At 30.8% G+C, this 24,849-nt stretch carries 22 protein-coding genes; 9 read left to right on the top strand and 13 right to left on the bottom strand.

Annotation, left to right across the window (positions count from 1 at the left end):
• Window positions 1–31: 31 nt before the first annotated feature.
• From H0I27_RS05230 to kynU, 8 genes are all read right to left on the bottom strand, one after another.
• A complete protein-coding gene (locus H0I27_RS05230) occupies window positions 32–562 on the bottom strand; it encodes a 3-hydroxyanthranilate 3,4-dioxygenase (RefSeq protein WP_218732820.1) in 531 nt (176 codons plus the stop codon).
• A 197-nt stretch (window positions 563–759) separates the two neighbouring features.
• Window positions 760–1,536, bottom strand: a complete 777-nt coding sequence (locus tag H0I27_RS05225; protein WP_218732819.1) for an SDR family oxidoreductase — start codon at window positions 1,534–1,536, stop codon at window positions 760–762.
• Window positions 1,537–1,639: 103 nt separating this feature from the next.
• The gene (locus tag H0I27_RS05220; RefSeq protein ID WP_218732818.1) at window positions 1,640–1,858 is read right to left on the bottom strand and encodes a DUF6500 family protein; all 219 of its coding nucleotides are present in this window, start codon (window positions 1,856–1,858) and stop codon (window positions 1,640–1,642) included.
• 3 nt (window positions 1,859–1,861) lie between these two features.
• Window positions 1,862–2,998: an FAD-dependent monooxygenase gene (locus tag H0I27_RS05215; RefSeq protein WP_218732817.1), complete on the bottom strand. Its 1,137-nt coding sequence runs from the start codon at window positions 2,996–2,998 to the stop codon at window positions 1,862–1,864.
• Between the two features lie 7 nt (window positions 2,999–3,005).
• The gene (locus H0I27_RS05210; protein ID WP_218732816.1) at window positions 3,006–3,530 is read right to left on the bottom strand and encodes a DUF1697 domain-containing protein; all 525 of its coding nucleotides are present in this window, start codon (window positions 3,528–3,530) and stop codon (window positions 3,006–3,008) included.
• Between the two features lie 149 nt (window positions 3,531–3,679).
• Window positions 3,680–5,089: an NAD(P)/FAD-dependent oxidoreductase gene (locus tag H0I27_RS05205; RefSeq protein WP_218733786.1), complete on the bottom strand. Its 1,410-nt coding sequence runs from the start codon at window positions 5,087–5,089 to the stop codon at window positions 3,680–3,682.
• A gap of 15 nt (window positions 5,090–5,104) precedes the next feature.
• Window positions 5,105–5,446 (bottom strand): hypothetical protein, encoded by a 342-nt coding sequence (locus H0I27_RS05200; RefSeq protein WP_218732815.1) that lies wholly within the window; start codon window positions 5,444–5,446, stop codon window positions 5,105–5,107.
• Between the two features lies 1 nt (window position 5,447).
• Entirely contained in the window at window positions 5,448–6,707 is a 1,260-nt protein-coding gene (gene kynU / locus H0I27_RS05195) for a kynureninase (protein WP_218732814.1), read from the bottom strand.
• Window positions 6,708–6,826: 119 nt separating this feature from the next.
• On the opposite strand from kynU, the gene H0I27_RS05190 reads away from it, so the two are divergent.
• The 4 genes from H0I27_RS05190 to H0I27_RS05175 all read left to right on the top strand — a co-directional run bounded on the left by H0I27_RS05190 (window position 6,827) and on the right by H0I27_RS05175 (window position 10,145).
• Entirely contained in the window at window positions 6,827–8,014 is a 1,188-nt protein-coding gene (locus tag H0I27_RS05190; protein WP_218732813.1) for a C40 family peptidase, read from the top strand.
• A gap of 376 nt (window positions 8,015–8,390) precedes the next feature.
• A complete protein-coding gene (locus H0I27_RS05185) occupies window positions 8,391–8,642 on the top strand; it encodes a hypothetical protein (protein WP_218732812.1) in 252 nt (83 codons plus the stop codon).
• A 111-nt stretch (window positions 8,643–8,753) separates the two neighbouring features.
• Window positions 8,754–9,320 carry a PAS domain-containing protein gene (locus tag H0I27_RS05180; protein WP_218732811.1) on the top strand — a complete coding sequence of 189 codons (567 nt, stop codon included), beginning with the start codon at window positions 8,754–8,756 and terminating at the stop codon, window positions 9,318–9,320.
• A gap of 90 nt (window positions 9,321–9,410) precedes the next feature.
• Window positions 9,411–10,145, top strand: coding sequence for a flavodoxin family protein (locus H0I27_RS05175; RefSeq protein WP_218732810.1), 735 nt, complete (start codon window positions 9,411–9,413; stop codon window positions 10,143–10,145).
• 82 nt (window positions 10,146–10,227) lie between these two features.
• Here the strand turns inward: H0I27_RS05175 and H0I27_RS05170 are convergent, their stop codons facing one another.
• The 3 genes from H0I27_RS05170 to H0I27_RS05160 form a co-directional block, all read right to left on the bottom strand.
• Window positions 10,228–11,079: a M23 family metallopeptidase gene (locus tag H0I27_RS05170; RefSeq protein ID WP_218732809.1), complete on the bottom strand. Its 852-nt coding sequence runs from the start codon at window positions 11,077–11,079 to the stop codon at window positions 10,228–10,230.
• Window positions 11,080–11,089: 10 nt separating this feature from the next.
• Window positions 11,090–12,982, bottom strand: a complete 1,893-nt coding sequence (gene serA / locus H0I27_RS05165) for a phosphoglycerate dehydrogenase (RefSeq protein ID WP_218732808.1) — start codon at window positions 12,980–12,982, stop codon at window positions 11,090–11,092.
• A gap of 141 nt (window positions 12,983–13,123) precedes the next feature.
• Entirely contained in the window at window positions 13,124–13,945 is an 822-nt protein-coding gene (locus H0I27_RS05160) for a hypothetical protein (RefSeq protein WP_218732807.1), read from the bottom strand.
• 185 nt (window positions 13,946–14,130) lie between these two features.
• Here H0I27_RS05160 and gcvP point away from each other — a divergent pair, with 185 nt between their 5' ends.
• The 3 genes from gcvP (at window position 14,131) to H0I27_RS05145 (ending at window position 20,161) form a co-directional block, all read left to right on the top strand.
• Entirely contained in the window at window positions 14,131–17,010 is a 2,880-nt protein-coding gene (gene gcvP, locus H0I27_RS05155) for an aminomethyl-transferring glycine dehydrogenase (protein ID WP_218732806.1), read from the top strand.
• 375 nt (window positions 17,011–17,385) lie between these two features.
• Window positions 17,386–19,026, top strand: coding sequence for an alpha-glucan family phosphorylase (gene glgP, locus H0I27_RS05150; protein ID WP_218732805.1), 1,641 nt, complete (start codon window positions 17,386–17,388; stop codon window positions 19,024–19,026).
• A gap of 448 nt (window positions 19,027–19,474) precedes the next feature.
• Window positions 19,475–20,161: a hypothetical protein gene (locus H0I27_RS05145; RefSeq protein WP_254712813.1), complete on the top strand. Its 687-nt coding sequence runs from the start codon at window positions 19,475–19,477 to the stop codon at window positions 20,159–20,161.
• A gap of 11 nt (window positions 20,162–20,172) precedes the next feature.
• Here the strand turns inward: H0I27_RS05145 and H0I27_RS05140 are convergent, their stop codons facing one another.
• Together H0I27_RS05140 and H0I27_RS05135 are read right to left on the bottom strand one after the other, a co-directional pair.
• Window positions 20,173–21,141: a YpdA family putative bacillithiol disulfide reductase gene (locus tag H0I27_RS05140; protein WP_218732803.1), complete on the bottom strand. Its 969-nt coding sequence runs from the start codon at window positions 21,139–21,141 to the stop codon at window positions 20,173–20,175.
• Window positions 21,142–21,428: 287 nt separating this feature from the next.
• On the bottom strand, window positions 21,429–21,683 hold the full coding sequence (locus H0I27_RS05135) for a type B 50S ribosomal protein L31 (RefSeq protein WP_087520665.1): 255 nt from the start codon (window positions 21,681–21,683) through the stop codon (window positions 21,429–21,431).
• Between the two features lie 262 nt (window positions 21,684–21,945).
• Here H0I27_RS05135 and H0I27_RS05130 point away from each other — a divergent pair, with 262 nt between their 5' ends.
• Window positions 21,946–22,989 (top strand): glutaminyl-peptide cyclotransferase, encoded by a 1,044-nt coding sequence (locus H0I27_RS05130; RefSeq protein WP_218732802.1) that lies wholly within the window; start codon window positions 21,946–21,948, stop codon window positions 22,987–22,989.
• Between the two features lie 111 nt (window positions 22,990–23,100).
• A complete protein-coding gene (locus H0I27_RS05125) occupies window positions 23,101–24,618 on the top strand; it encodes a hypothetical protein (RefSeq protein ID WP_218732801.1) in 1,518 nt (505 codons plus the stop codon).
• The last annotated feature ends 231 nt before the right edge of the window (window positions 24,619–24,849 follow it).

Below are 24,849 nucleotides of genomic sequence, written 5' to 3'. Positions count from 1 at the left end.
CGTCATTCTTCCTCGTAATGACGAACACGATTTATTTAACTTTTTTCGGAGCTTCCATTACTGTACCACAATTATCACACGTACATTTTTGTTTATCAGAATAATATCTATCAAAAATAACAGGCATATCTGTTTCAATATTTCCCAATGCAAATTCTTCTCTATACAATTGGTTTCCACAGTTTTCACAATACCATTCTAGAGCATCTAACATCCCTTCAGAACGCGGATATTCTATAACCAAACCAACCGTATTTTCTTTTCTTTGCGGAGAATGTGGCACTTTTGCTGGCAACAAATAAATATCACCTTCATTAATTTCTACGTCAATTTGCTTGCCTTTATCATCAATGATCTTTAGAATCATGTCTCCTTCTACCTGATAGAAAAACTCAGGAGTTTCATTATAATGATAATCTTTTCTATTATTTGGCCCACCAACAACCATTACAATATACTCGCCATTATCCCAAACCTGCTTGTTACCAACTGGTGGTTTTAATAAATGACGATGTTCATCAATCCACTTTTTAAAATTTAAAGGCTGTACTAAATTGCTCATATTGTTTAGGTATTTAGATGTTTAAAACAAGAATCTATACTTTATAAAGTTAGTCTAAAATGTCTTCGTTTTAAAATCTTTATTCTTAATTCTTATTACTATTATGGCGTTCCCTAAAGGTCGGGCTTTTCACTATATCTTTCTGCAAAAAAGCAAAAAGGATGCCGTTTCAATCCCTAACGCAAAATCCGTTAATTTTATAAACTCTTGGTTCTACCTCCATCAACAGGAAGGTTAATTCCATTAATATAACTTGCTTGTTCACTTGCTAAAAAAACAACAGCTGCAGCAGTTTCTTCGGGTTTTGCAAAGCGTTTTGCTGGCACGTAATTCTTCATAATCGCAACCATTTCAGCTTCAGTTGTATTTTCTTTTTTAGCTTTTATTTTAATAATCTCATCTAAACGAGCAGTGTTGGTAAAACCAGGCAATACATTATTTACTGTAATTTGGAACGCCGCCAACTCTGTAGACAATGTTTTTGCCCAATTACCAACTGCATTTCTAATCGTATTAGAAACTCCTAAACCAGGAATAGGCTCTTTTACAGACGTAGAAATCACATTAATAATTCTACCAAATTTTTCTATTTTCATAAACGGAACTAAAGTTTGTACCAAATTCTGATTGCAAATAACATGCATTTGAAACGCATTAATTAAATCTGATGAAGTTGCAGAAATTAAATCTCCACTTTTTGGACCGCCTGTATTATTTACTAAAATATGAAACTTTAAATCTGTAGTTTCTAAAACTTGTTGCAACTCTTCTGGGTTAGAAAAATCTGCCACCAAATAATTATGCTTTTGATTCTTATTTGGTAATTCGCCTAAAACCGCTTTTAACTTTTCTTCATTTCTAGCAATTAACGTCACATTTACGCCTTCTTCCGCTAATAAAATTGCAGTTGCTTTTCCTATTCCTTGCGTACTTCCACAAACTAAAGCCTTTTTGTTTTGTAATCCTAAATTCATATTTTATTGTTATGTCTGATCGAGCCCAATCGAGAACTATATCATTTTATGGTATCTATTTATTATCTATGCAATTTGCCTCTTTGTTCTTGTCTCCAATCTCCTATTTACTATCTAAAACCATCTGTTTAATCTTAATAGCTTTTTCAAAATGATCTAATTTGTGCGTTTCTATCCACCATTTTGCAACTTCCATTAACAAAACCGGATTATCATTTTTATTTTTGAAAAAGGCATAAAAAGACAAACCAACATTGGTTCCTTTTTTAGCTATTTTCTCATCACAAACTGCTATTATTTTTTCTTTTATTTCTGTATTCATATTTTATTTTTCTAGCTGATATAATGCTATCATTTTCTTATTTATAATTGCTTTCGGTACACTTTTTAAGATAAAATTCCGAAAACCCTGGCCGTATTTCCAATGTGCCATTTTACCGGTCATCCAAGATTGATTTACCACCAAATCTACTTTCTTTTGTCTTTTTTGTTGAAACAACTCAAAAACATTTTTGCCTTTATTATCTGCTATTAAATTACTTAAATAAAACGCATCTTCAATTGCTTGTGCGCCTCCTTGTCCCATATTTGGCGTGGTGGCATGCCCTGCATCTCCAATTAAACAAATATTATTTTTATGCCACTTTTTAAGCGGTTTTAAATCGTGAATATCACTTTTTATAATTCGATCAATATCTGTTGCAGCAATTAAGTCTGTTATTAAAGGATTAAATTCCGAAAACATTTTTAGCAACTTCTCTTTTACTAAACGAACCTCAACGTGCTCATTTTCTTTTGCTAAAATAACTGCAAACCAATACGTTTTATCTTTTGCCACTTTAGAAACTCCGAATCTAATTGTATTGCCCCAAAGTTCAAATCCTCTGTGCAATAAATCATCTTCTAAAAGCCTATTTGCAATTCCTCGCCAACAAGTTTGCCCAGAATATCTTTTGCAACTTTCTGGAAATAATTGTTGTCTAACTTTAGAATTGATGCCATCTGCTGCTATTAAAAAATCTGTTGTTATTTTAGATCCATCGTTAAAAGTAACTTCAATTTTATTAGACACTTCTTCTTTAAAAGATTCAAATCCTTTGTTTAAAAATATTTTTTCTTTCGGAATTTTGTCAAACAGTAATTTTTGAAGCGCTGCTCTATGAATTGCAACGGTTGTATAGCCAAAAAAATCTTTTATAAAATCTTGATTACTATCTGAAATTGGCGATAAATCTTGTTTACCAATGGTAATTCTATCAATAAAATTTCCGTTGGCAATTACGTCTTCTAAAGTACCTAAACTTTCTAAAACCTGTAATGCATTTGGCGCTAACCAAATTCCGGCACCAACTTCATTTAAAACAGGTGCTTTTTCAAAAACTTGGTATTCAATTCCTTTTTGTTCAAAAGCCAAAGCTGTCGCCAGTCCCCCAATTCCTGCGCCAATAATTGTATATTTCATACCGTTTTTAATCACTTTCTGCCAACTCTAATAACTTTAATGTGGTATTATAATTTCTAGTTGTCGCACTTACATTCAACTTTCTTTCAAATAATTTATTAGAAAGTTTTGTTTTAGCAAAGCCAGTTTCGCAATGAATAAATACCATATCATTATCGATTAAATATTGATCGTTATCAATACCTTTAACGTCTATTTTTGTTTCATATACTTTTTTGTTTAAGAAAACAAAGGCAACTATTTTGGTGTTGTCTGTTGGAAAAGGGTAATTAGCAAATGCTTTTTTAAATTGAGGAATTGTTCTTGCAATTACAGGAACATCGTAACCAAATTTAGTTTGAATTCCTTCATTAATTTTCTTACAAATTACAGATTTACCTTCGTCTGATTCTAAAATAATGTTTCCACTCTGAATGTATGTTTGTACGTTTTTAAAACCTAAATCGTTTAATAAATCACGTAGTTCTGCTGATGGAAGAATATTTTTTCCTGATACATTTATTCCTCTTAATAAAACTATATATTTTTTCATTTACTTTATAAATGGTCTATTTATTACCTACAATTAATAGCTCTTATGAATTGGTTTAGCCCTGATTGCAGCATTTGTTTGAGCTCTTTTTTATTCTTTTTTGAATAAAAAAAGCGAGTGCGTAAAGCAGGAAATAGCTTCTAAAAAAACTACATCCCTGCAATTTTATCTTCTTCTAAAATGTTATTTGTTTCTGTTTTTACTTTCTCTAAAATAACTTTTAACTCGTCTTTTTTCATGTTTAAATGCGTGTGAACTTCATCTCCTGCAATTAAATTCAATAAAGCTTTGTCTTGCGCTCTACCTTTTTTCATGGCTTCATTGTACCCTATATTTGCATTAAAAGTGACTAAGGAATACTTGGAGAAATACTCCGTTGGAAACGTCTTTTCTAAATCCATTTCTATCTTTCTTTTCTCCTTAAAAATAGCATTTGACACATGATCTCTCATTTCATGAAAGTTATCAATTGCTAAATCTGCAATAGCATCTGTGTCTTGTTTTCTTGCTTTTTCATAAGTCTTAAAAACAGTTTTCCAAGAATCTAAACCTTGATTCAAAATTTCATCGAAAACAGTAACATCTTCAAACGAAGCATTCATACCTTGTCCGTAAAACGGTACAATTGCATGCGCAGAATCGCCTAATAAAACCGTTTTATTTTGATAAGACCATGGCGAACATTTTACGGTTCCTAAAGCACCTGTTGGGTTGTTTATAAATTCGTCTTTTATATTAGGAATGATTGCTAAAGCATCTGGAAACTCTTGCTCAAAAAACTGTGTTATTTTTTCTTCTGATATTAAGTTTTCGAAATTAAATTCGCCTTCATTATAACTTAAGAAAAGTGTAACCGTAAAACTTCCGTCTAAATTTGGTAAGGCAATTAACATAAAATCACCACGAGGCCAAATGTGTAAATGCTGGTTACTTATTTGATGCTTTCCATTTTTATCCGCAGGGATTTCTAATTCTTTATAACCGTGATTTAGATAATTCTGAGAGTAGCTAAACAGAAATTTACGTTCTAAATAATAGCTTTTTCTAAGTGAAGAACCTGCACCATCTGTTCCGAAAATTACATCTGCTTTTATAGATAATTCTTGCTTGGTTTTGTAATCTTTAAAATGTGCTGTATTATTTTCTATATCAACATTTTTGCATTTTTTATTAAAATGAATGTTAACGTTTATATGCTTTTCTGCTTCGTTTAATAACAATGCATTTAAATCGCCACGAGAAATGGAGTTGATATACTCATTTTCTCTACCAGAGTAATTAGAAGCAAAAGTATTCCCAGCTCTGTCGTGCATTAATCGTCCATACATTGGTATGCAAAATTCTCTTGCTTGTTCTTCTACTCCGCATAAACGTAATGCCTTAAAACCTCTATCTGACAATGCTAAATTGATAGATCTACCTGCAGAAATATCTGTAGTTCTTAAATCTGGCCTGCTTTCGTATAATTCAATTTTATAACCTCTTTGTGCTAATCTTAAAGCTAAAAGAGAACCACATAAACCTGCGCCAATTATTAATATTTTATCTGTTTTATTCATCATTTATTCTTCAAACTAATGTAACTTATTTTTTAAAAATTGGTAGTCATCATATTCCAATTTAAGATTAGATAATGATATTTTTTGTATTTCATTATCTTCATTTATAAAATTTAATAAGTCATTTTTTGTGTTAAATTTTATTTTAGAGAAGTCTTTATAAATAAAATTAACTTTTATATCTTCTCTAATACAGATTAAAATTCTTTTATCGGTTATTATAAAATAGTCGCTTCCTTTTTCCATAAACAAACTTAGAATTCCAAATACTTGATATTGCCAAAAACCAATATCACTTTTAGTTTTTAATTTCACTAAAATATCTTCTCCTTTAATCAATTTATTAAAAACACTCATTTTATAACAATCCTTTTAAAATTGTAACCATTCTGTACACATCCTCAAAAGTATTATATAATGGAGTTGGTGCACAACGAATAACATCTGGTTCTCGCCAATCTGTAATAATATGTTTTTCTGTTAGTTTTGTATGCAAACTTTTATCGGCATTTTTAACTTGAATGGATAATTGACAACCACGTTCTTTTGGATTTGAAGGTGTAATAATTTTAATATCATCAGAACCAATTTCATTGATTAAAAACTCGAAATAACCAGTTAATTTTTCTGATTTCTGACGCAAAGCATCCATACCAACTTCTTCAAAAATATCTAATGAAGCCAAAATTGCTGCCATAGATAATATTGGCGGATTGGATAACTGCCAACCTTCTGCTCCTTCCATCACATCAAAAGGCATTCTCATATTAAAACGCGTAGTTTTATTATGATTCCACCAACCAGAAAAACGAGGTAAGTCTTTATTTTTTGCGTGTTTTTCATGAACAAATAAGCCTGCTAAACTTCCCGGTCCTGAATTTAAATATTTATAGGTACACCAAGATGCAAAATCGACTCCTGATTCATGTAAATCTGGCTGAATGTTTCCTGCCCCATGTGCTAAATCGATTCCGACAACACAATCTTTCGCATGCCCAATCTGAGCGATTCGCTTTAAGTCTAAAAACTGACCAGTATAATAATTTACACCACCAATTAATAACAAAGCAATTTCATCACCTTGTTCTTTAACAATGGTTTCTAAATCATCAATATTTAATAATTCCTTTCCTTTTCTTGGTTTCCACTCAATTACATCTTCTTTAGAAAATCCATGAAATTCTAATTGAGATTGCACTGCGTATCTATCCGAAGGAAAAGCATCACTTTCTATGACAATTTTATACTTAGTTTTTGTAGGTCTGTAAAACGAAACCATTAACAAATGCAAATTAGTTGTTAGTGTATTCATTACCACAACTTCAATTGGTTTTGCTCCAACAATTTTCGCCATTTTATCTGTTAACAATTCATGGTAATTTAACCACGGATTTTTTGCTTCAAAATGACCTTCTACACCTAGATTTGCCCAATCTTCTAATTCTTGATTGATGTATTCTTTGGTAGATTTTGGCTGTAAGCCTAAAGAATTCCCTGTAAAATACAACCAATCGTTTCCGTTTTTATCTTTCGGAATATGAAATTGATTTCGCAAATAAGAAAGTGAATCTTCTTTATCTTGCTGTTTGGCAAACGCTAACGAATTTTGATACTGCATCTAATAAAAGTTGATTTATTCCAAATATAAAACAATCCTAAATAAGTTTCAATAATATTGAACTATAAAGCTTCTAAATTAATACTCATTTTTTGTATTTTTACACAAAACCAACACGAATGAAACCCTTAAAGCACTTATTTTTAATTGTACTTCTTATTTCTTTATCTTGTAAAAAGGAGAACAACACTACAGACGAATTAACAAACATTTACGCAACGCTAAAAACAACCTATGCTCCTGACAAACGTGTAGAATTGTTTGATATAAATTTTGAGCAAGTAGACAACCAACTTATTTTAGAAGGAGAAACTACTTCTAAAGAAGCTTTTTCAATTTTATTAGATAGTTTAAAAAACAGAAATGTAAAATTTACCAACAATGTGAGAATTTTACCTGATGATGTAGTTGGTTTACAACAATATGCAGTCGCAAGAAATTCGGTTATTAATATTCGTTCTAACCCAAAACATTCTGCCGAATTAGGCACGCAAGGTTTACTTGGAATGTCTGTTAAAGTATTGGATAAAAAAGGTGATTTCTATAGAATTCAGACTCCGGATAAATACATTTCTTGGGTAGATAGAGGCGGAATTCAATTAATGAATAAAAGTGAATTTGATACTTGGAACAATGCTAAAAAAGTAATTTTTACAGAAACTTATGGATATACTTATGCTGATAAATCTGAAAATTCTAAAATTGTTTCTGATATTACTTTAGGTGCATTATTGCAATATGTTTCTGAAGATAATGATTTTTATGAAGTAAAATATCCTGATAATAGAATAGCATTTCTTAAAAAAAATGAAGCTGTTATATACAATTCTTGGTTAGAAAGCGTGGTTGCTTCAAAAGAGAATATAGAAACTGCTGCGAAAACTATGACTGGTTTCCCTTATTTATGGGGAGGAACTTCTAGCAAAGGAATTGATTGTAGTGGTTTTACTAAAATGGTGTATTTAATGAATGGTTTTATCATTCCTAGAGATGCTTCTCAACAAATAAATGCAGGTAAAACGGTAGATAAAGATTTAAAATTTGAAGGTTTAGAAAAAGGAGATTTAATGTTCTTTGGAAAAAAAGCAACTGCTGATGCCAAACAACGTGTTACACACGTAGGAATTTGGTTAGGAAATGATAAAATGGAATTTATCCATTCTGCTGGAAATGTGCATTTAAGTTCTATGAACGCTGATGAAGCTAATTATGATGAATTCAATAAGAATAGATATTTAGGTAGCCAGCGATATTTGGGCGTTGAAGATAAGATGATTGTTGATTTGAAAGAAAAAATAAAACTTTAAGGGTAATAAGCTATCCAACATTAACCAGCACAATGACAAATGAGGAAATACAAGAATAGATAGATTGAATAGTCAAAAATATGAGAACACTATATTCTTAAGACAAATAAGCGAATTTGTGTTCATTTCAAAAGTGAGATAGGAAAAAACGAGATAAACGACAAACCAAAATTTTCACACACTTATTATGATTTTTTCTTTATCAATAACGAACGAATTATTAATGGCTTATGATAATCAGCACGAAATAGAAAATTTAATAGAACTATCGAAAAAAATATGCTATTCAAAAGCAACAATCGAGGATGTTATTTGGGAGAACAATGAAAAAAACAACCTTAGAATTCATTGAGAAGAACCATTAAAATTGACAAATATGAGTAATTTAAAAGACATTAAATCGGAAATTGAAAAATATACGAATGATTCAAATCTGACTGAATTACAAATTGTTAAAAAATTGGAAAAAGACTATTTTGACAAAGAAGTAAACAAAAATTTAAAACTGTATAAAAAAGGAAAGAAAAAAGTGAGTGAAATAACAAAAGATTTAAAAATCTCGCCACGAAAATTTTATGCGATTTTAGAGAAAAAGAAAATAGAACATAAGAAATATAAAAAGGAGTAATTTTAAATATGACGTTTGGCTTTTAGCTAACTTGTGAAATTCACCACTCAAAACACATAACAAAGCTTTTACATACGCGTTGCAATAATATTGAACCTAAGGAATAACACTATGAAAAATAATCTTACTGAAATGAAATGCTTGGATATTTACCTGTCTGGTCTTAATAAAGAAGAATATAATGAAATAAAGCCAAAAGTTGAAATTTCAAAAGTAAAAACGACGCCATTAGTCAGTTGGGATATTTTTATGGATGATTATTATATAAGGTTAATTGAAGCTAAAAAGAGAATGGAAATCGAACAAGTACTTTCTTTTGCTAAAAAGTTCAATTGGAAAAATGACTTAAATCTTGCTTTTTCTGAAAATGACTATGAAGCATTAATCGTAACTGACAAAAATCAAAACATAATTTGGGTAAACGAAGGATTTACATCAATGACTGGTTATTCTAAAAAATTTGCAATAAACAAAACACCTAAATTCTTACAAGGAGAAGAAACTTCTGTAAAAACAAAAAATAGAATTCAGGAAAAAATAGAGCAAGTCAACCCTTTTAAAGAAATTATTGTAAACTACAAAAAAGACGGAACAGCTTATAATTGTGAAGTTAAGATAATTCCATTATTCAATGAGAATACAACTCACTACTTAGCCTTCGAAAAAAAAATAGGATAGGTTAAAAATTACTGTAATCAATAAGGTCTATTAAAAATTGCTTATTTTTAGCTTAATCATAGTTCGTTGTAACCTATTAAAACTAAAATTATGCAAAAAACAGATTTCAGTAATTTAAAAGTAATTTACATAAATTGTACTCTTAAAAAGTCACCACAAGAAAGCCACACCAAAACATTAATGGAAGTTTCAAAAGCCATTATGGTTAAAGAAAACGTTAAAATAGATGAGATTAGACTAATAGACCATCAAGTAGCAAGTGGTGTTTATCCTGATATGACTGAACATGGATGGGATGTTGATGAGTGGCCAGAATTAACAAAGAGAGTTCTAGACGCAGATATTCTTATCGTTGGAACACCAATTTGGCTTGGAGAAAAATCTTCTGAAGCCCAAAAACTAATTGAAAGACTTTATGCTTTAAGTGGTTTAACCAATAACAAAGGCCAGTATGTTTTTTACGGTAAAGTTGGTGGCTGCATAATTACAGGTAATGAAGATGGCGTAAAACATTGTGCAATGGGAATATTATATTCGCTTCAACACGTAGGATACTCCATACCGCCACAAGCAGATTCTGGATGGATTGGAAAAGTTGGTCCTGGACCAAGTTATGGTGATAAAGAGTGGAAAGGAGAAAAATTAGATAAACCTGTTGGTTTCGATAGTGATTTTACAAATAGAAACACAACTTTTATGACCTATAATTTACTTCACTTAGCACTGATGTTAAAGAAAAATGGTGGCTACAATAATTATGGAAACTCTCGAAAAGAATGGGATGATGGAGAACGTTGGGAATTTGAAAATCCAGAATACAGATAAAAACTGACTACATTAAATAGCTTCAAAAAAAACACCCTTCAAATTATAAAATCTGAAGGGTGTTTTGTATATAAAAAAAAGCCTATTCATACTTTCTTTGATACTTTACTTTTTCTTCTAAATAAACGGGTACTTCTGTTCCGTCGTTAATTTTAAACTTGGTTTTAAGGGTTTCTCGCTTAATAATTTCTTGCTTAAAAACTTCAAAATGTAAATGAGGACCGGTTGACCAACCAATATTTCCGCTTTTAGCAATTAACTGACCTTTAGCTACTTTATCGCCTGGTTTTACGGTAGCAGAATTAGTATTTATGTGTGCATAATCGGAGAATGTACCGTCTGAATGATAGATTAAAATAAAATTATTATACTCTAAACAGCCTTTAGTAACACATGTTTTGGTGTTATGATCTACCACCTTAATTACAACACCTTCCCTTACTGCATAAATTTCTGTACCAATTGGCATTAGAAAATCTAGTGCGTTTTTCTTTTGATGTGTTATTATGCCATTATAACCTTGAGATACTTTAAACTTTTTTCCTTGTTTAAAAGGAAGATTGTAAATGTATTCTTCAACAGCAATGGTGTCTTTCTTATTTACGGCAATAGTATCTTTCTCTTTCGTTGCAAAATCTCCGTAATTATACCGTGTTTTAGAATTGTACTTGTAAGAACCAGCTTTTATTGCTTTTAATGTAGTAATTACAAAGCCTGTAGTTCTTGCAGGAATTACGTATGTTTTAAAATTTCCGTTGGATGTAGACAAGTTAACCAACTCTAAATCTACCTCTACCGAAACCGGACAATACTCATTGTTGTCTGCTAAAAACTCAAATCCATTCTCTGCTTTTTTAAAATAAGTTTTAAAATTAAGTTGAGAGAATGAATTATAAGAAATTAATAAAATGAAAATAAATAGATATTTATTCATTTGTTATCTACTAATACAACACTCTAAATTTAATAGTCCCTTCAATTTCTCTTAAGGCATCTAAAACTTCTTTGTTGTATTCTTTGTCTAAATCTGTTATTACATAGCCAACTTTTGGATCTGTAGATAAAAATTGACCATTAATGTTTAAATCATATTCTGCTAAAACTTTATTTATTTTAGCCATTACACCCGGTACATTTTTATGAATGTGTAAAAAACGGTGTGCATTTGTTTGTCTTGGTAAACGGATATTAGGGAAGTTTACAGCATCTACTGTATTTCCAGAATTAATGTACGCCATAATTTTACTTGGTACAAAATCTGCAATATCTCTTTGTGCTTCTTCTGTACTTCCACCAACATGAGGCGTTAAAATTACGTTTGGTAAACCTTGTAATTCAGAGTAAAATTCTCCGTTTTTTCTAGGTTCAGAAGGATATACATCTACTGCTGCACCAGCTAATTTTCCGCTTTTTAAAGCGGCAACCAATGCAGGAATATCTACTACAAAACCTCTTGCTAAGTTTACTAAAAGTGCGCCATCTTTCATTTGAGAAATTTCTTTTTCTCCAATAAAGTTTTTATTTGCAGAATTATCATCAATATGTAAAGTAACCACATCAGATAATGCTAATAAGTCTGATAATTGATCAACCTTAGTTGCATTTCCTAAACCTAAGGTATCTTCTACATCATAATAATAAACATCCATACCTAAAGCTTCTGCTAAAATTGATAATTGCTTACCAATATTACCATAACCTACAATACCTAGTTTTTTACCACGAACCTCTCTAGAACCTTCTGCCGTTTTATTCCATTGACCATTGTGAATTTCTGTACTTCTTTGAAAAACACTACGCATTAACATAATGATTTCTCCAATTGCTAATTCTACAACAGAACGTGTATTGCTGTAAGGTGCATTAAAAACCACCACTCCATTTTCTTTACACGCTTCTAAATCTATTTGTTTGGTACCAATACAAAATGCACTAACTACCATTAATTTTTCTGCAGCGTCTACAACTCTTTGCGTTACGTTTGTTTTAGAACGAATACCTAAAACATGTACGTCTTTTATTTTTTCTATCAATTCATCTTCAGACAAACTTTTAGAAACGGTTTCTACAGAAAAACCATCTGTAGACAACTTGTTAAAAGCATCTGGATGTACGTTTTCTAATAATAATATTTTAATTCTATTCTTTGGGTATGAGATATTTCTTGGCAACTTGTTTACGTATAAAAATTCATCTAAATTTGGGGCAATGTGGTCTGCGTTTTCTGTTGTTTTAATTCTAGAAACGTTTTCTGTGTATGCAAAAAACTTGTCTGCTACACCAGCTTCTCTAGTTACATAATCGCTGTACCCATCACCAATAACTTGTATTTCTCCTTCGAGATTCATGTCTTTTAAACACTTTATTTTTCCGTTGTGCTGAGACAATGGGTTATTAGCATCAAAACCAATAATTTCACCATCTGCTGCAAACTCAAAAGTATTTGCATACACTCTTTCTGAAGGTATATTGTATTCTTCTACAATAGGATCTATAAACTCTTTAAATCCACAAGAAATCACATAGATGTCATCTGCAAATTTTTCAAAAAATTCTTTGTTGCTTTCTATGGATTTTGATACTTGCTTTTTTAAAGCTGCTACTAAACCAGACAAATCGGCTTGGTTAGCTTTTAATAATTTTATTCTTCTCTCTAATGATTCTGTGAAGGATATTTCGCCGTCAATTCCTAAATTGGTAATGTCAATTATTTCTTGAATAATTGCCTCTTTTTTAGGATTGTTCTCTAAGGTTATCTCTGCTAAAACATCTAATGCTTCTACCTTGGTTAAGGTACTGTCAAAATCGAAAATATAATTTCTTTTTGTGCTAATCATTACTTAAGAATCTTGGTTGAATTTAAGTGAGTAAATCTACAAATATAGTAGGGAATGAAGAAGCTAATTTACAGTTTTATGATATCTATTTTATTTATTCTGATAATTTAAAAATACTGATAGAATAATAGTTTTTCATCCTTAAAAATTATGGAATCCTAAAAGAAATAACCACCAAACAATTGGCAACACCTCTACCCAAAAGGAACTAAAGTACTTAGATTGTTCTTTTTCTGCTCTCATTAAGAAAATTATCAATAGAAAAAAGAAAAGCATAAAAGGAGTTTTTACTAGCGTATTAGCTGTAATCAAATATTCTAAAACTAAAGAAAAAACCAATAGCATTAATCCTAATTTCTTTGTTTTTGCTACACCTATTTTCTTCGGTATTGTTTGTAGAGAAATAGCATCATATTGCACATCTCTTATATCAAAAGGCAATATTAAAACCACCACTATTAAAAACCTTTGCAACATTAGTAAAAGTATATTTAAAGTGATTTCTTTATTCGCATCTACCACAGGAATTAACACTGTAAAACCTGCCCAAACAAAAGCTACAACTACAATTTTTAAATAACTTACTTCCCTTAAATTTTTATGAAATCCACTTAAAAAAGGAACCGCATACAATACCGTTAATAAACAGAAAGGAATGGTATAAAACAGTGTTTTTAAAGAAATTTGGTATGCAAAGTATCCCAAGGCTAAAAAACAGAAAAATGAAAACACTTGTATATTCTTTAAGCTTTTGGTTAAACTTTTATGATGCAATTTTGCCACACCTGCATATTTTACAGAATTATACCCTGTAATAGTTCCCAAAAACATAAAATAATTTAAGTCGCTATTATAAGGTAGATCTAAATAAACTTCTGTAATTCTTAGCAGCGCATACACAGAAAATGCAACATGAATACTTGCATTTATATAAAAATCTAAAACCAATTTTAAGAATCTCATTCGGCAAAAATAGGTTTTATGTTCATAACATTCTTTTTTGGTTAATAATTCCCCCTTTTTTGGCAAAAAAATGGGTTAAATTATTTTATTATTTTCCTACTTTTGGTCTGCGTAATTTCGAATAAATACACACAACTAAGAACAATCGAAATCAGATTAAAAGAGCATTAACAAAACCCTATTACATGAATACAAATTTGTTTCAAAACAGACATATTGGTCCTAACAAAGAGGAGCAAGAAAAAATGTTATCAACTATAAAAGCGGATAATTTAGATCAGTTAATTTACCAAACTGTTCCAGATGATATTCGTTTAAAAAATGAGTTAGATTTAGCGCCTGCGAAGAGCGAATACGAGTATTTAGCACATATAAAAGAGTTATCAGAAAAAAATAAAGTTTTTAAAAGTTACATTGGTCTAGGATATCATGAGGCAATTGTGCCAAGTGTAATTCAGCGTAATATTTTAGAAAACCCGGGCTGGTATACAGCGTATACACCTTACCAAGCAGAAATTGCACAAGGTAGATTAGAAGCGTTGCTAAATTTTCAAACCATGGTTTGTGATTTAACAGGAATGGAATTGGCAAATGCTTCTTTATTAGATGAAAGTACTGCAGCTGCAGAAGCAATGGCACTTTTATTTGATGTTAGAGAAAGAGCACAAAAGAAAGCTGGTGTAAATAAGTTTTTTGTTTCTGAAGAAGTTTTACCTCAAACAATATCTGTTTTACAAACGCGCGCTACTCCTATTGGAATTGAGTTGGTTATTGGAAACCATGAGGAATTTGATTTTTCTGAGGAATTTTATGGAGCTATTTTACAATATCCAGGTAAACATGGTCAAGTTTATGATTATACTGCCTTTGTAGCGAAAGCGAATGAAAACAATATAAAAGTTGCTGTTGCTGCTGATATTTTATCATTGGTAAAATTAAAAGCTCCTGCAGAATTTGGAGTTGATGTTGTTGTAGGAACTACACAACGTTTTGGAATTCCGTTAGGTTATGGAGGTCCTCATGCTGGTTATTTTGCAACTAAAGACAAATACAAGAGAAGTATTCCAGGACGTATTATTGGTATTACCAAAGACATCAACGGAGAACGTGCTTTACGTATGGCATTGCAAACTCGTGAGCAACATATAAAAAGAGAAAAAGCGACTTCTAACATTTGTACAGCACAAGTTTTATTAGCAGTTATGGCAGGTATGTATGCTGTTTACCATGGTAAAAGTGGTTTACAATTTATTGCAGACTCTATACACAACAAAACTAAATTAGTTGCCAATTTTATAGAAAAAGCAGGTTTTAAGCAGTTAAACTCTTCTTATTTTGATACTTTATTGGTAGAAATAGATTGTATTAAGTTAAAATCTGTTGCAGAGTCTTTTAAAGTGAACTTTAATTATGTTGATAAAAAACACATTTCTATCTCTATAAACGAAGCAACTACACAGAAAGATTTAATGAACTTGTTTACCATTTTTGGTCAGCTTAAAAAGAAACCGATTGCATCGGAAACTGTAGATGATTTTCATCAAATCTTAACAAAAGAATCTTTTAGTGCAGATTTTGAAGTTATTACAGAAAACACTAAAAGAAGTACATCGTTTTTAGACAACGACGTGTTTAACACGTATCAATCTGAAACAGACATGATGCGTTATATTAAAAAATTAGAGCGTAAAGATTTAGCATTAAATCACTCTATGATTTCTTTAGGTTCTTGTACCATGAAATTAAATGCAGCTTCTGAAATGTTGCCTTTAAGTAATCCACAGTGGGGAAATATTCACCCTTTTGTGCCATTAAATCAAGCTGAAGGATATCAACAAGTTTTAAAAAGATTAGAACATCAATTAAATATTATTACTGGTTTTGCTGGTACTTCTTTACAACCAAATTCTGGTGCACAAGGTGAGTTTGCTGGTTTAATGACTATTAGAGCATATCACGAATCTAACAACGATTCTCACAGAAATATCTGTTTAATTCCTGCTTCTGCACACGGAACAAATCCTGCGTCAGCAGTTATGGCAGGTATGAAGGTTGTGGTTACCAAAACAGATGAAAAAGGAAATATTGATGTTGAAGATTTACGTGCAAAAGCAGTTTTACACAAAGATAATTTAGCTGCCTTAATGGTTACCTATCCTTCAACACACGGAGTATATGAAAAAGCAATTAAAGAGATTACACAAATTATTCATAATAACGGCGGACAAGTATACATGGACGGTGCAAATATGAACGCACAAGTTGGGTTGACAAATCCTGCAACGATTGGTGCTGATGTTTGTCACTTAAACTTGCACAAAACATTTGCCATTCCACATGGTGGTGGAGGTCCTGGAGTTGGTCCAATTTGTGTCGCTCCACAATTAGTTCCGTTTTTACCAACAAACCCTGTAGTTGCTACAGGAGGAGAAAATGCAATTACTGCCATTTCTGCTGCTCCTTGGGGATCATCTTTAGTGTGTTTAATTTCTTACGGTTATATTACCATGTTAGGTGCAAAAGGATTAACGGATGCCACCAAAAATGCCATCTTAAACGCCAACTATATTAAAGAACGTTTACACGGACATTACAACAGTTTATATACTGGAGAAATGAACAGAGCTGCGCACGAAATGATCATCGATTGTCGTGATTTTAAACAAAACGGAATTGAAGTTGTAGACATCGCTAAACGTTTAATGGATTATGGTTTTCACGCTCCAACAGTTTCTTTCCCTGTTGCAGGAACTATGATGATTGAACCTACAGAGTCTGAATCTATTGCAGAGTTAGATCGTTTTTGTGATGCGATGATTTCTATTCGTGAAGAAATTAAAAAAGCAACCAAAGAGGACGACAACAACCCTTTAAAAAACGCACCTCACACGCAAGAAATGTTAACTGCAGATGAATGGACCTTACCTTATTCTAGAAAACAAGCGGCTTTTCCTTTAGAGTACATTGCTGAAAATAAATTTTGGCCAACCGTACGTAGAGTTGATGATGCTTTTGGAGACAGAAACTTAATTTGTTCTTGTAACCCAATTGAAGATTATATGTAGAACACACAGTGTTCTTTTAGTATTTTAAAACCGTTTCTTTTTGAAGCGGTTTTTTTTTGTTTTTTATAATAACTTAGAAGTATTCTATCTTTTTTAATTCGTTTTATCACCGCCTCGTTCTTCGGAATAATAAAACGAATGTCATTCCAAAATGAGTTTTTTTAAAGCGATTGAGAAATCTCAGAAAAGTTAAAAAAGGCATTTAAAAAACCTATTTAAACCACAAATGACGGATATCATAAAAAACTAAAAACAAACCATTTACCTTAAATTTAAAAGCATTATAAATTAACTTTAATTACCTAAATTTAACTTATAAACAACATCATAAATTATCTATTTTCCTTACTTTTAATATTAAAATCAAAAAAAATCATGGAACATATATACAGTAAATGGCATCACCCATACAAACCAGCAACAAAATATAAAAAGAAAGTTGCGTATTTTAGTATGGAATTCGGTATCGATCAAGCTTTTAATATTTATTCTGGAGGACTGGGTTTTTTAGCAGGTTCTCACATGCGTTCTGGCTTCGAATTAAAACAAAATATGATTGGTATTGGCATGCTTTGGAAATATGGCTACTACGACCAAGCAAGAAATGATGACCAAACATTAAAAACTGAATTTAATGAAAAACACTTCGATTTTTTAGAATATACAGGGATTGAAGTAACTATTAAACTTCATGACAATCCGAATGTAAAAGTAAGGGCTTATGTTTTAAAACCAGAGGTTTTTGGAACCGTACCAATGTATTTTTTAAGTACAGATGTAGACGGAAACGACCATTTATCTAGAACTATTACCAACCATTTATACGATCAAAACCAGGTAACAAGAATATCTCAAAGTATTGTTTTAGGAATTGCGGGAGCTAAAGTAGTAGAAGCACTAGGAGGCGCAGACACCTACCATTTAAATGAAGGGCATGCTTTACCTGCCTTTTATTATTTAAAAGATAAAGGTGTAACCAAAGATCAAATGGTATTTACAACACATACACCAGAAAAAGCTGGAAATGAAGAGCGAGATGCGCGTCATTTAAACCGATGTGGATTCTTTGGTAGAACCTATTCTGAACAAGAATTGCAAACCGAAATGGTGAATGGTGGCATGATTAATTATACAATTTCTGCGTTAAGAATGGCAAGAAAAGCAAATGGAGTTTCTAAACTTCATGCTATTGTTGCAAATGATATGTGGAAAGATTACGAAGGTATTTGTAAAATAATTCCGATTACAAACGCTCAAAATCAAAAATTTTGGCAAGATGAAACTATCAAAAAATCTTGGAATAAAGGAAATGTCACTGCTTATAAAAAGAAAAAAACGGCGTTAAAAAGCGAACTTTTTGAAGAAGTTTACAAACAAACTGGTAAAAAATTAGATCCGAATGTGTTAACCATTGTTTGGGCAAGACGTTTTGCAGGTTATAAAAGAGCCGATTTACTTTTACATGATTACGATCGATTTAAAAAATTAATTCATAATGAAAAATATCCTGTACAAATTATTTGGGCAGGAAAACCATATCCGTTTGATTATGGTGCAATCGATACTTTTAACCACTTGGTACATCAATCTAAACAAGAACCAAATTTAGCAGTAGTTATTGGTTACGAAATAGACTTGTCTAGAAAATTAAAATGTGGTTCTGATGTTTGGTTGAACACGCCAAGAATTACACGTGAAGCTTCTGGCACAAGTGGTATGACCGCTGCAATGAATGGTTCTGTAAATGTTTCTACAGATGATGGCTGGATACCTGAATTTAAAAAGAACGAAGAAAACTGTTTCGTACTACCAGCAATAGATTATAAATTACCAACCTATGAGCAAGACAAATTGGACGCCGATAATTTATACAATATTTTAGAAAACAAAGTATTACCAACGTATTACGATGCTCCTAAAAACTGGCAAAAAATAGTATTTAAAGCTATGGATGATGTTATTCCTGAGTTTACAACCCAAAGAATGGCAACTGATTATTATAAGAAATTGTTTTAAACAAAATATTAAAACAGCTAAAAACAAGCCTTAACAATTAAATGTTAAGGCTTGTTTCTTTTAAATTCTATGTGTATTCCACACCTCCGAAAACAAGATCTACTAAACACACACCTTTTAAATTGGTTTCCATAATGTCTTTTTTACAGCTAGCTTTTTTTTAATAAAAAAGTAAATAAACAGTTGAGTAACTACCTTCTAGGTATCGAACTAAAAAGAGGGTTCATTTATTTCCAGAATGAAATAGATACAACGTTTAAAAATCATAGAATAACATTTACATTTGCCCAATAAATCTATCGATTTTAAAGAATATTAATAAAAATCTCCCCCTCTATATTGCTATTTAAGAAAGTAACATTTCTAAAATATAACAATTAAAAACAAGAAAACTGACATGAAGAAAAGAGCGAGTTTATTAATTTTAATTTCACTAATTTTTATAAGTATGACATCCCAAGACACTAAACATATTAAAGCTTTTGTTTCTGGACATAATAGTAATTACGATGTTCAGCTAAAAATTAATGGAAAACCGGTAAACAAAGGAGACCTTTCTGGTCTAAAGATTTTTAATGAAGAACACCCATTTAAAAATCAATTACAAGACATGCCTCCTTTTATTCAAGACCTAATGGCTTTTGTATTAAAAGAAGGCGAGAATACTATTGAAATAAAATTTGATAGAAGAACAACAAACTTCAATCCACCTAGAAAATTTAGTTTTGGTTTAAGAAGCTCAATAGAATATATTCCTTTTTACTATGTTTCAAGCGAAAAAGAATCTGGAACTATAACTTCAAAGTTTGACTTAAAGTTTAAAAAAGATAAATCAGAAAAAGAAAAAGTTACTTTAGGTAATAAAGATGCTGCTTTTATTTACTCTGAAAGAATGGATGTCTTTCAAGCAACTCTAAATGGTAATAGCTTAATGTATTTTGGAGGCACAGGCGGACTTACAGATTTACACTTAATTAAAGGTACAAATACGTTAGAGATTAAATATGTACCCGGGCGCGAAGGTGAAGTTAGTTATTATATTCAGACACCTAATTTTACTAAAAAAGTGATTAAAAAAATACCTAAAGATCAAGTTGATGAACTTCAAATTGATGTTTATGAATTAAAAGAATAGTTTGCAGCAAACTATTCTTTTAATTTTTTAATATTACTTACAATCATTTTTGCATGGATTCTTGAGTTTTCTATAAACCATTTGTGCGTTTCCATTCCACCACAAATAACGCCTGCTAAATAGACTCCATTCACATTGGTTTCCATCGTTTCATCATTATAAGTAGGAATTTTCTTTTCATCATTAGAAAAAGAAACACCAACTTGCTCTAAAAACGTAAAATTTGGTTTATAACCCGTTAATGCTAAAACAAAGTCATTTAGTAACGTTTCTTCTCCATTTTCAGTATTTATAACAATGGTATCCTTTGTTATTTCTTTTACCGTACTGCTATAAAAAACCTGAATACTTTCTTCCTTTATACGGTTGATAATATCTGGTCTTACCCAATATTTTACACGTTGTCCAACTTCTGTCCCTCTAATAATTAAGGTAACATCTGCTCCTTTTCTATAACTTTCTAAAGCTGCATCTACAGACGAATTGCTCGCCCCAATAACAGCTAATTTTTGTCCAGCATAAAAATGTGGGTCATTATAATAGTGAGAAACTTTTGGTAAATCTTCACCAGGTACGTTTAGCAAATTCGGAATATCATAAAAACCAGTTGCAATAACAATATTCTTAGACTTATAGGTGTTTTTATCAGAAATAATTGAAAATTCATCTTCATATTTAGACACAGAAGTTACTTTTTCAAATAAATTAATATGTAGCTTATTTGAAGTTGCAATTCTTCGATAATATTCTAAAGCCTCACTCCTTCTTGGTTTAGCTTCTTTACTAATAAACGGAATTTCGTCGATCTCTAACTTTTCTGAAGAAGAGAAAAATTGCATATTCACTGGATAATTATATAATGAATTTACTATTGGCCCTTTTTCTAAAATTACATAGCTCAACCCATTTTTTTGAGCTTCTAATCCGCAAGCAATTCCAATAGGACCACCACCAATAATAACAATATCAAAATTTTTCATAAAATATACTCTTCTTATTTATTATAATAAATTGTTTCTAATCTAATTACTTCCTTCTTTTTCACCTCTAAAAACTCTTAATAATATCAACTTAAAAACAGATAATCACCTAAGTCTTGACCTGCAAGACAACATCAAAATTACTAAAAAATAGACTACACAGAAAACCACAAATTACAATATCTTGTTTTCCATGTTAAACACCCCAAAAAATCAATATAATCTAAAATAAAAAACTCCAACAAATAAATGTTGGAGTTTTAAATATGTTGAAAATTCTAAAAGAATTACTCTTTTTTGAATTTTGCGTATTTCGTTTTAAATTTATCGATACGTCCTGCAGCATCAATAAGTTTAGATTTACCAGTGTAAAATGGGTGAGATGTTCTAGAGATCTCTAATTTTACTAAAGGATACTCAACACCATCAACTTCTAACGTTTCTTTAGTGTCTACTGTAGAACGTGTTAAAAATACATCTTCGTTAGACATGTCTTTAAAAGCTACCATTCTGTAATTTTCTGGATGAATTCCTTTTCTCATTTTATTATATTTTAATACTTTAATGTTATGTTTGCATGAGTGAAGTTGGTAAAGCTTACTCGATTCTCTAAATAGTTGTTGTTTACTATTTTGAGGATGCAAATTTAACTATATTTTTTAATTAACAAATAAATATTTTGTTTTTATTTGGTCTAACAATCACATTAGTTATTTTTACATCAGATTTCGTTGATAAATAGTGGTTTTTCAGCACTTTTATAAAAGCTAAAAAGACTAAAAATAAATATAAATAATTACAAAAATGAAAAAGAATACCTTACTTGTTACATTTTTTGCGTGTTTTCTGCTAATTACATCTTGTTCTGATGTCTATAAATTTAGTTTAGAGCATAAAAAACAAGTCGCTCTAAATTCTAATGTAGAAGTTACTTTAAAAGAGAAAGAAGAGAAAGCCATAAATAGTGTTCAATTTTTCGTGAATGGAAATGAAGTTTCTTCGGATGGAAATGCAATTTCTATTAATACAACTGAATTAGGCGTTGGAAAGCACCAAATTTCTGCGCTGGTTTTTTATGCTGAAAAGACAAAAAAAGAAAATAGTTTTTTTGAAGTTTTAGCAAATAAAAAACCTGTTGTATATGACTATAAAATTATAAATGAATATCCGCATGATAAAACCGCATACACACAAGGTTTAGAATATCATGATGGTTTTTTATATGAAACTACAGGTCAAAGAGGAAAATCTACACTAAGAAAAGTTGAAATTGAAACGGGTAAAGTTTTACAAAAAATAGATTTAGATAAAAAGTATTTTGGTGAAGGAATGACCATTCTTAATAATAAGATTTACTGGTTAACTTGGCAGGCTAAAAAGGGTTTTGTTTATAATCTAGAAACCTTTAAACAAGAAAAAGAATTTGCCTATAATAATAGTGCAGAAGGTTGGGGTTTTACACATAACGGAACTCAGTTGATAAAATCTGATGGTACAAACAAAATTTGGTTCTTAGACCCAGAGACTTTAAAAGAAGAAAAATCGATTCAAGTGTACACCAACAAATACGCAGTGGCTGACTTAAATGAATTAGAATTGATCAATGGAAAAATCTATGCAAATAAATATCAGCAAAATGCTATCGTTGTCATAGATCCAAAAACAGGTGTTGTAGAAGGTATTGCAAACTTAAAAGGATTGCATACAGAAATGGAAAAAACACAAAAATTAGTTCCTCATGACGAAGTTTTAAATGGTATTGCTTATGACAAAGAGAATAACCGTCTTTTTGTAACAGGTAAACATTGGGGTAAATTATTTGAAATTGAATTGATTAAAAAACAATAATAGACTTATTAAAAAGTTCTATTATTATATTTTAATAAAATGTCAGGTCGAGCGCAGTCGAGACCTATAACCAACCTCTCGACTGCGCTCGAGGAGACAGAAATTACTATTATGCGTTACTTTATTTCCTTTATTATTTGTCTCGTTCTTATTTCTGTAAGTTCTTGTAGAAAAGATTTTAATACAACACCAAGTTCTGGTGCATTAGATTTTTCTAAAGACACCGTTTTTCTAGATACCATATTTACAAATATTGGTTCTGCCACGTATAATTTAAAAGTATATAATAGAGGAAAAAATGCTATCACCATTCCTGAAATAAAATTAGAAAACGGTACAAATTCTAACTACAGGTTAAATGTAGATGGAATTCCTGGAAAAGATTTTAAAAACATAGATATTCTTGCCAAAGACAGTATTTTTATCTTTGTAGAAACTACTATAAATGCGAGTAATGTGGTTAATCCGTTATACACGGATAGAATTCTATTCGATTCTGGTAGTTCTCAACAAGATGTAGATTTAGTTACTTTAGTACAAGATGCTAATTTTATATTTCCTAGAAAAGATGCTATTTCCATGAAAATTGATAGCTTAACTTTAGACGGAGAACCAACCACTTTAAAAGGACGTTTTTTAACAGATACAGAATTAACCATTACCAATGTGAAACCTACGGTTATTTATGGATTTGCAGCTGTACCAGCAAACAAAACACTAACTATTGAAGCTGGAGCAAAAGTTTATTTTCATGATAATTCTGGTTTAATTGTAGATAACCAAGCTACCTTAAAAGTAAACGGAACACTTGCTAATAAAGTAATTTTCGAAGGAGACCGACTAGAACACTCTTTTAGTGAAACTGCAGGACAATGGGGAACTATTTGGATGCGTGCTGGAAGTAAAAACAATGAAATGAACCACGCCATTATTAAAAACGGAATAATAGGTATTTTGGTTGATAGCATTGGTACTCCTTCTACTCCAACTTTAAAATTACAGAACACAGAAATCTACAACCATTCTAGTTATGGTATTTTAGGTAGAGAAGCAAATATTGAAGGTAATAATGTAGTTATTGGCGCTGCTGGTCAGGTTTCTTTAGCAGCAACTATTGGTGGAACGTATAATTTTACGCATTCTACTTTTGCAAACTTTTGGAACAGTGGTTTACGTCAACTTCCTGCTGTTTTGGTGAACAATTTTTTTGTATATTCGGATGCAACAGGACAAGAAATTATTGAGACCAGAAATTTACATGCGGCTAATTTTACCAATTGTATTTTTGATGGAAATAACAACATAGAGTTTATCTTAGATAAAGTTGATGGAGGCGGTATATTTAACTACAACGTTAGTAATTCCATGATTAAGTTTACAGATAGTAATGACTCTTTTAAAGACAACATCGAACTAGATTTTACAAGTTCTTTTTACCAAGACAATATTATAAACGGTAATGCTCATTTTAAAAATACTCAAAAGAGTGATTTTATAATTGGTGAAGAATCTGATGCTATTAATAAAGCAAAAGCAACCTCTTTCACTACAGATATTTTAGGTATTGACAGAAGTACAAATCCTGATATTGGTGCTTACCAACATATCACTTTTGAAACGGAAGAGTAGTTTTTCTATTAAATGAAACCAACCTTAATTGGGGTACAATAGGTTCTATAAGATATTGAATTTCATGGCCCTGAATTTTAATAAGTAATTTAAGCCATATACTCCTAAGGATTACTAGCCCTTCTAATTTTTAAAAATACAGATAAACCTCAAAGGTTTTAAAACCTTTGAGGTTTAAATTAAAATTCCAACAGATTTCATTTGTCATGATTTTGAGTTTAAATTTATGAA

Source organism: Polaribacter sp. HaHaR_3_91 (genome assembly GCF_019278525.1).
Lineage (GTDB): Bacteria > Bacteroidota > Bacteroidia > Flavobacteriales > Flavobacteriaceae > Polaribacter.
Note: the sequence above shows the minus strand (reverse complement) of the source record. Positions and strands in the feature narration are given on the sequence as shown.